Genomic DNA, 7,872 nt, shown 5'->3' on the forward strand with positions numbered 1-7,872 from the left:
GTACTCGAGTCAGCCTGCCCGGCGTCCTGCGGCACGTTACGGGCGGCCAACCCGATCACGAACACCGCTATCCCAATACAAGTCGGGAAGTACTGCCGCAGCAGGCCGTTGGTGTTCTCGTTCGAGCCGCGCTGCCATGGGCTGCCCGGATCGCAGAAGTAGACCGGGATGTCGGTGGCCACGCTGAAGGCGTGGTGGGCTGCCATTTCGGATCCCTGGTCCCAGGTGAGGGAGCGGACCAGGTGGGCCGGTAGGGCTTGCACTGTCGCCTGGAGGGCGTCGCGCATATGTTCGGCGCTACGGCCGGTGGGCAGGTGGACGAGCATGACGTAGCGGGTGGAGCGTTCGACGAGCGTTCCGATGGCCGAACCGCCGTCTTTGCCGATGATCAGATCGCCTTCCGTAAGACTGTCGGTGGCCCAGGAGGGCCGGGTGTGGCTGAGGTCGCCTTGCGCTCTGGTCGCTTACTGGGAATGTCCGCCCGGCTCTTCGGGGTGCCCTGGCTGCTGATTGAGATCTGCGCTCGGTCGCTCGGTTACGGAAGTGTCAGCGGGGTGTTCCACGGGCCGCTGACAGTATCCGGAGATCGGCGGACGGAGACGCGCATGGCGGGACAACTCGACAGAGCGTGGGTCGGCATTGATGTCGGCAAGACCCATCACTGGGCGTGTGTCGTGGACAGCGACGGCAAGAGGCTGTTGTCGACCAAAATCGGTAACGACGAGGTTGAGATCGTCGCGCTCGTCACCACCGCAGGCAACCTGGCATCGCAGTTGACCTGGGCGGTCGACATCAGTGGCCGGGCACGGCCCGGTCCTCGACCTCGGCCGGTCGTTCGCTGATCATGACCATGGGGTGCGTGAAGCGTGGCTGGCGGCTGGCCGCCTGCCGGTGCGGCTTGCGACGGGCACGGCCGGTGCGCAGCGCCCGGGTGAGTTCACGGCGCAGCTCACCCCGGCCCTGAACGTAGAGGGCCTGGTAGATCGTCTCGTGGACCACGTGCATCTCCGGCCGCGCGGGGAAGTGTCTGCGCAGAGCCTGACAGATCTGTTCCGGGCTCCACCGTTTGTCCAGGTGATCCTGGATGAAGTCCCGCAGGGCGGCATTCTGTCCGATCTTGCCGGGCTTGGGACGTGGCCGGCGGGCGTCTGCTCGGGCCTGAGCGGCATACGGCCGGTACTGGCCGTTGCCCGGATGCCGATTGCGGTGGATCTCCCGGCTGATGGTGGACGGGCTGCGGCCGAGCTCTGCGGCTATCGCCCGGACCGAGGCCTTGTCCCGCAGCCGGTCGGCGATGTGAAGACGATCAGCCTCCTGCAGAGACCTCGACGACGCTCCGGGCGCCCGCTCTGCCTGAGCGGGCGCCCGGAGCCTGTTGGGGTCCATCCGGCCGTTGCGCCACTCGCGTCCGGTCCGTTCATGAACGCCGACTCGTCGGGACGCCTCCCTGTTGCCATAGCCCTGCTGCACGAGCCGGAAGTATTCCTCCCGTTCAGCACGCAGCTTCTTCGGTCCCTGCGCCGTACGGTCAGCGCGGATCTTGAAGTCCATCGCACCCCCATGAACTGGGGTGTTGCGACAACCACTAGAACTCAAGCCTTGTCAGACGGGGCTTCTGGCATTCTGGGGATGGCTGGGATGCGGTCGGGCGTGTGCTCAATGTGTGCTCGGATGCGCCGTGACCTGTTGATATACGCCGTCAGTTGCCGTCATCTCTCGGCTTTTGATCTTGCTGCGAGCGTCGGTCGGGGATCGGACGGGTGTCGTTTCCGTAACGCCCTTCGAAGAGTGCACAGAGTGGTTCAAGTGGATTTCAGGACGACCGCCACCCGAGCCGATTCGGCATGCAATGCGCAGTTGGCCGGCCGCTACCCGTTCCGGTAAGCCGCCCAGGTACAGGCGGCCTCAGCGACTTCGACCTTCCACTGTTGGGGGTCGGCGGTGGCGATCTCAGCCCACAGACTTCGGGCGGCGGTGACGAAGGTCGTCACCGCTTGCTCGGAGGCAGCGGCGAAGGCGGGGGAGTCCTGGCACCACAGCTCGGCATCCTTAGGCGTGTGGCCTGCGTGGATGATTTGTAGTCCCATGCAGGCGGTGTCGAACCAGGGTGCGGCGAGGGTTGGCCACGCCCAGTCGATGAACTTCGCGGTGCCGTCGATCAGGATGTTGTGGCGATGCAGATCCGTGTGCGCGACAGTCGTCCCAGCGAGCAGGTGCGCGTGGTCGCCTGCGTAGTCGCGCCAGCGATCTTCGGCGGTGCGCAGCATGAGCCCGTCGGGCGCAGGAATGGCGGCGAGGGCCTGCAGGCTCGCGGTGATCTTCGACAGGTCCGGTGAGCCGGGGCTCAAGTCGGCGTGTTGAGCGTCGAGGTACCGGAAGCCGAGCACGTCCCAGCCGTCGGCGGCTACGTGGAAGACGAGTGGTGCCGACACGTGCCGGACGTGGGGGTTGATCGCTGCCTCGTTGCTCTGGGTCCAGACGGCCCGCTTGTGGTCGGCGGGGACGCCCTTGAGGAAGTAGCGGTCGTGAGCCGTGTGCATGACCATGCCGAGCAGGCAGTTGTGCCCGGTGCCGACCTGCTCGGCGCGGACGAAGACTCCCGCCTCGGCCTCGATCAGGCGCCGTAGGCTGGCGGGAAGGTCTTGCCATGACACGCGCCGGTTCATGGTCTCCTCCTTCTCTGGGCCGCCTGTTGGCGGCGAGGTTACCGGGCTGGTGGAGGGTGGTCCCAGCGCCCACGCCGGGACCACCCTCGTCGGTCGTCAGTACGGGTTGTCGTCGCTGGAGTTGCAGTTGCACTTGTTCGCGGCCAGGACGGTCTGCTCGACGTTGACGAACTCGATCTCCGTCACCTCAGGCCGCGGCTGCGGACGCTGGGACAGCGCGACCATGACCGGTGCCGGCCGGGTCGCTGTGGCTGTCGGTGCCATTGACAATCACCTCCCCACTTTCTCGGTGCTGGCAGTAGCGCTCCATCGGCGACTTCGCCTGCCGGTACAGCCGGACCAGCGGCATGCACGTGTTGCAGGTGCCCTGCACGCCGCAGCCGCTGCACCCGCCGGTCCTGGCGAGCAGGCTGTCAGCGATGCCGCCGAGTCGGCGCAGGCCCTCCACGCCTTCGGCGAGGAGGTCGATGTGGGGGTCCCGGCCGACCTTGCAGATCGAGGCCATGCCGTGCGGGTCCACGTGGAAGAACGTGTGCCCGGCGTTGCAGCCGGTGAACGGCTTGCGTGCCTTGAGCAGCGGCATCGACTGCGCGGGCAGGCTCCGTGCGCTGCCCATGATCGTCGGAGACATGTTCGAGAACACGTGGTAGGGCAGCCCGAACCCTTCGGCGAGCGCGATCATGCCGTCGACCTCGGTGTCGTTGGTCTTGGTGACCACGAGGTTGAGGTTCATGGTCAGCCCGGCCTCGCTGGCGGCGGCCAGGCCTCGGTGGAACTTGTCGAAGGCGCCGCGGCGGCGTACGAGCGCGTCGTAGCTGTCGGCTGTGGCACCGTAGACGCTGATGGTGATGTGGTACGCCGGGCGGGTGCGCAGCAGGTCGAGGATCTCCGGCTTCCACAGGCGGGACGCGTTGGTCGAGATCGAGATCATCATGCCGAGGTCCCACGCGTACGTGTAGGTGTCGGTGAACAGCTTGTCGATCAGCGGCTCGCCGCCGGTCAACTGCAGCCACACCACCCCTGCGTCACGGAGGATGTGCAGGAGCTGGACCCGCTGCTCCCAGGCCAGGCCCTCGAAGCGCTTGATGTCGAGGTAGCAGTGCTCGCAGTCGTAGTTGCAGCCGAGGTTGAGCTCCCACGACGCCCGCCCGTAGCCGTAGCTGCTGGGCTGGCGCACGGTCACGACCTGGTTGACGGGCTCCTCGTGCAGGCGTAGCCCCCAGCCGTTCATGGTGGCGTTGCCCAGCCAGTCCGGTATTGGGCCGTGACGCGCGGACAGGTCGCGAAGCTGCTCGTAATGCCCGGCGGGAATGCGCATGCCCTGCTCGCTGCCGGGTTTGAGGATGAGATGGCCGTCGTCGAGGAACGGAGTGGCGATGAGCTGGTGCACGTCGATCACCTCCTGAGGGAGTGGGGTGGTGGGCGGCTGCCTGGCCGGCGACCGCCCGGAGTTCCGGCCCTTGGGTGCGCCGAACAGCCGGACTGGCGCGAGTTCATCAGCGCAGTCGTGGTGGTCCCCTGAGCATGCAGCCATCACTCCTCGGTCCGCTGGTTGCCTGTGAATGACGCCATCGCTCGCCGGCGCCAGGGCTACGAACCGGCCCTATGCGTCCGGTCTCCGCTCGACGCGCCGAAGGCGTAGAACGCTGATCTCACGCCCGCACTGAAGTCCCCACCAGCGCCGATCAGCTCCATGGGCCGTCGGCGAGGAAGTTGGCGATCATGACCGAACAGTGCGGCATGCGCCGTAGCACGCTGAGCGCAGGGCTCTAACTCCCTGCAGGACAGACACCGCCCGCCGACATCGGAGCGCAGATGTTCGGCGATGACACGGTGGGCGGCGTCAACGCCGAGGAGTGCGGCGGCTGGCACCATGGCTCGGATCGGTTTCACAGCAGGCTCTCCCCGGCGGTCGGGGCGGCGGACCAACTTTGAACGATCTGCTGGATCGCCGTGCGGCCTTCGTTGTTGAGCTGCAAGGTAAGGCCTCGGGCGGGGCGTACCTGGTTCATCAGCCGTTCGCTCATCATCAGGTGCAGAGTCGCGGTCACCGCCTCCACCGACACGTCCGGTAGCGATCCGGCAAGGTCGCGGATGGTCCAAGCCAGGCCGGGCTCAGCGAGCAGGACCTTGTAGATCTGCAGGCGGGGAACGCTGCGCACCGCCAGCACCTTGGCGTGTAGTGGCTTCATGAGAGGTCGCCGTCTTGCACTGCCCGAGCCCACTGAGCTTGAGAGCACGGAAACCGGGCGAACGTACAGGTGAACTCGTAACAGCCCTGGCACAGGCCGCCTTCGTCGGGCGTGTGCACCAGCAGGATCGAGCGCGCATCCATCTCGATGCCACCGTCCGGCTTGTCAGCTGTGATGATCATGACCATGGTCCTGTTCTGGCGTCCAGAGCCAGGACCTCTGTGGCGCTCCACCCGGCGTCGATGAGCGCATCGAAGGCCCAGCTGTAGGTCGTGCACGGGAACATTTCGTGGCAGTTGAGGCAACGATCACCCTCTGGCCACGAGATCGGGCAATGCACCCGCGCCAAATGCTGCACTTGGGGCAGGCACGCTCTGGTCGGCTTGATCGCGCTCGCTGCGGCGTTCACCGCTGAACCCTCCCGTCGTCACGCGATGCGCCCGGCCGGACGGAGGCGGTGTCACGTCCGGCCGGGGCCTTCTCCCGTAGCGGTACACCGCGGTGCGTGGCGGTGCCCGGCGGCGGGATCGACGGGAATGCCCGTCGATCAGTAGCGTGGCGGCTGCGGCTTGTAACCATGAAGCGGACAGGCGTCAGCCGTTGTCGGCCGACAACGGCAAACAGTCAGTGCCGAGGGTGGGCCGGACCCGTTAGGGTCGTTCCATGCAGGTGGGCGGCCGTCGGGCCAGCGAGTGGACGATTCACGGCGAGCGGGTGGTCGACGACACCCGGCGTGCGGCGCTGAGCATCGCCGACGTCGAGCTGCCCAACGGCGTCCGCTTCGAGCAGTACGTGCTCCGCGTGCCGACAGCGGCAATGGTGATCGTGGTCGATGACGCCGAGCGCGTGCTGATGATGTGGCGCCACCGCTTCATCCTCGACCGCTGGGTGTGGGAGCTGCCCGGCGGCTACATCGATCCTGACGAGGACCCGGCCGTGTGCGCCGCACGCGAGGTCGAGGAGGAGACCGGCTGGCGGCCACGAACTCTGGAGCCGCTGGTGACCTTTCAGCCAATGGTGGGCACCATTGACCAGGCGAATCTCGTCTACCTGGGGCGCGGGGCCGACCACATCGGTACCGCACCCGACGTCAACGAGGCCGAACGAGTCGAGTGGATACCCCTCGACGACATCGAGCGTCGGATGCGCCTCGGCGAGATCGTCGGCGCGGGCTCCGTCGCAGGCCTGCTCGCCGTTCTTCTACTGAGAGCGCAGGGCAAGCTCTAGATGGCAGTTAGCACAGGGCGAGCCCGTTCGGTGAACTCCCGCACGGCGGGCAGACCGACGTGCTTGGCAAGCCGGTCCGACAACTCGCCCAGGTAGTCGCGAGCACGCATCGAATCCAGCCCTTCGGCCGCGTCGACCGCCTGCATGCCTACCGCGCTAGCCTGATCGAGTTCGCCTGCCTGGGCGTGTGCGGTCGCTAGCAACGCCAGGTTGAACTGCTTGCCACGCGCGTAATGCCGGCCGTCCATGTCGAGGGAGCGCTCGGCGAAACGCCGCGCGAGGTCACCCCGGCCCAGGGCGGCGAAGCAGTGGCCGAACTTGGCCGCTAGATACGACTCGTCGAAGTACCCGATCCACTGCGGGGCGCTGGTGCGATCGGCCTTGTCGAACGCGCGCTCAGCCCGGTCCAGAGCCTTGGCGCAGGCCGCCTCGTCCCCACCCGAGGCATGACCCTGCGCTTCCAGAACCGCGGACTCGGCCTCGATCGCCTTGATCCCCGCCTCCGCGGCCACCCGGCCCGCCGCACGGGCAAGATCGACCGCATGTGCCGAAGCTTTCAGATAGGCGGCTTGATGGCTCATCGCCGCTAGGATCTCGGCACCCAGGGCGCGGTCACCGGCACCATATGCCAGCCGCAGCGCCTGGATCATGTACCGCTGAGCCAGCCCGTTCATGCCGATGTCGTACGACGCCCACCCGGCCAGCTGCGTCGCCTCAGCCGCAGCCGACAGCAACGCCCGGCCCGTGTTCGCGTCGTATCTGCCTTGCAGCATCGCGGCCACCTCTCCTTGGAGGAACCGCACGATGCTCTCCCGCACATGGCCACCACCGAACTGGTTGTCGAGCGTGCGGTACGTCGCAGTGATCCGCTTGACCGTCTCGACGTCGGGTTCACCGATCAGACGATCGCCGTCGCCGGACGGGCGTTCGTCCATCGGCGAAACAAGCCACCGCATCGCAGGCGCCATGAACGCCGTGGCGCTGAACCCGACGGCCCGGAGCATCTTCCGCCGCTGCACATCTTCCTGCCAAAGGTCTACGGCGAGGGCGACACCCTGTCGCCAATCCGGCGCAAACTCTAGCCCGAGACCACTGGGGGCGTCGTGGTCGCGAGCATCTTTGTGTCCGCTGTTGTCGGCTGACATCTCCCGCACCATGGCTGACAATTCGCCATTGCAGGCGAGTGCGCCGTCCAGTAATAACGCGACCGATACGCTCGGCTGCTTCTTGCCGGCTTCCAGGTCCCACAAGAACCCGTGGGAGCAGTGCACCTGCTGGCCAAGACGCCGCAGAGAGACTCCTCGCTGCTCCCGCAACTCCTTGAGTCGCGAAGGAAAGGCTGGGTCGACAAGAACAGATCGTCGCGGCATGACCCTCTCCCTGGCGACGAAGCTGATTTCGTGGGTGGTGCGGGGGTTCACGCCGGGGATTTCCTAAAAGGCTTGACGCAAACCGACTGCATTGACAACCGTACCTAATGATCGGCCGTCAGTCACGAACGAAGCCGACTTTGCGCACAGCGAACGGGCGCCGTGAATTTGGAGCTCAGGAACAGTTAGCCGATAGGGTTTGACTGATGGAACGGATGGTCGTGCTGAGGCTCGGCTCGTTCGTAACGTACATGGCAACGGGGTGAGGGACGCCGTGGACGAAATCGAGCTGGTCGCGTTGACCACCTTCGGCGTCGATGAGGCACTGAGGTCATTTCATCCTGATAGATGTGGATGTCTCAGGTTGATCAACTGGGCGTGGGGATGCGGGCCGTGAAGTGAAGCTCCCGATAGGAC

Annotated in this window: 7 protein-coding genes and 2 pseudogenes; 2 read left to right on the forward strand and 7 right to left on the reverse strand. The window is 66.3% G+C overall.

The window, feature by feature from the left end:
- Window positions 1-401, reverse strand: a pseudogene (locus AB0J67_RS37530) (IS30 family transposase); the annotation flags it as partial.
- Window positions 402-605: 204 nt separating this feature from the next.
- On the opposite strand from AB0J67_RS37530, the gene AB0J67_RS37535 reads away from it, so the two are divergent.
- Entirely contained in the window at window positions 606-842 is a 237-nt protein-coding gene (locus AB0J67_RS37535) for a transposase (RefSeq protein ID WP_363489975.1), read from the forward strand.
- Here the strand turns inward: AB0J67_RS37535 and AB0J67_RS37540 are convergent.
- The 5 genes and pseudogenes from AB0J67_RS37540 to AB0J67_RS37560 all read right to left on the reverse strand — a co-directional run.
- A pseudogene (locus tag AB0J67_RS37540) lies at window positions 796-1,323 on the reverse strand (IS30 family transposase); the annotation flags it as partial. The gene AB0J67_RS37535 and the pseudogene AB0J67_RS37540 sit on opposite strands and share 47 nt — an antisense overlap.
- Window positions 1,324-1,868: 545 nt before the next feature.
- Entirely contained in the window at window positions 1,869-2,666 is a 798-nt protein-coding gene (locus AB0J67_RS37545; protein WP_363489963.1) for a hypothetical protein, read from the reverse strand.
- A 187-nt stretch (window positions 2,667-2,853) separates the two neighbouring features.
- Window positions 2,854-4,056: a radical SAM protein gene (locus AB0J67_RS37550; protein WP_363489965.1), complete on the reverse strand. Its 1,203-nt coding sequence runs from the start codon at window positions 4,054-4,056 to the stop codon at window positions 2,854-2,856.
- A gap of 499 nt (window positions 4,057-4,555) precedes the next feature.
- A complete protein-coding gene (locus AB0J67_RS37555; RefSeq protein WP_363489967.1) occupies window positions 4,556-4,828 on the reverse strand; it encodes a hypothetical protein in 273 nt (90 codons plus the stop codon).
- Window positions 4,829-4,854: 26 nt separating this feature from the next.
- Window positions 4,855-5,046 carry a hypothetical protein gene (locus tag AB0J67_RS37560; RefSeq protein WP_363489969.1) on the reverse strand — a complete coding sequence of 64 codons (192 nt, stop codon included), beginning with the start codon at window positions 5,044-5,046 and terminating at the stop codon, window positions 4,855-4,857.
- A gap of 475 nt (window positions 5,047-5,521) precedes the next feature.
- On the opposite strand from AB0J67_RS37560, the gene AB0J67_RS37565 reads away from it, so the two are divergent.
- Window positions 5,522-6,085 carry an NUDIX hydrolase gene (locus AB0J67_RS37565; protein ID WP_363489971.1) on the forward strand — a complete coding sequence of 188 codons (564 nt, stop codon included), beginning with the start codon at window positions 5,522-5,524 and terminating at the stop codon, window positions 6,083-6,085.
- On the opposite strand, the gene AB0J67_RS37570 is transcribed toward AB0J67_RS37565, so the two are convergent.
- On the reverse strand, window positions 6,082-7,506 hold the full coding sequence (locus AB0J67_RS37570) for a helix-turn-helix transcriptional regulator (RefSeq protein WP_363489973.1): 1,425 nt from the start codon (window positions 7,504-7,506) through the stop codon (window positions 6,082-6,084). The two genes, AB0J67_RS37565 and AB0J67_RS37570, sit on opposite strands and share 4 nt — an antisense overlap.
- Window positions 7,507-7,872: the final 366 nt, after the last annotated feature.

The organism is Catellatospora sp. NPDC049609, from assembly GCF_040675365.1.
GTDB lineage: Bacteria > Actinomycetota > Actinomycetes > Mycobacteriales > Micromonosporaceae > Catellatospora.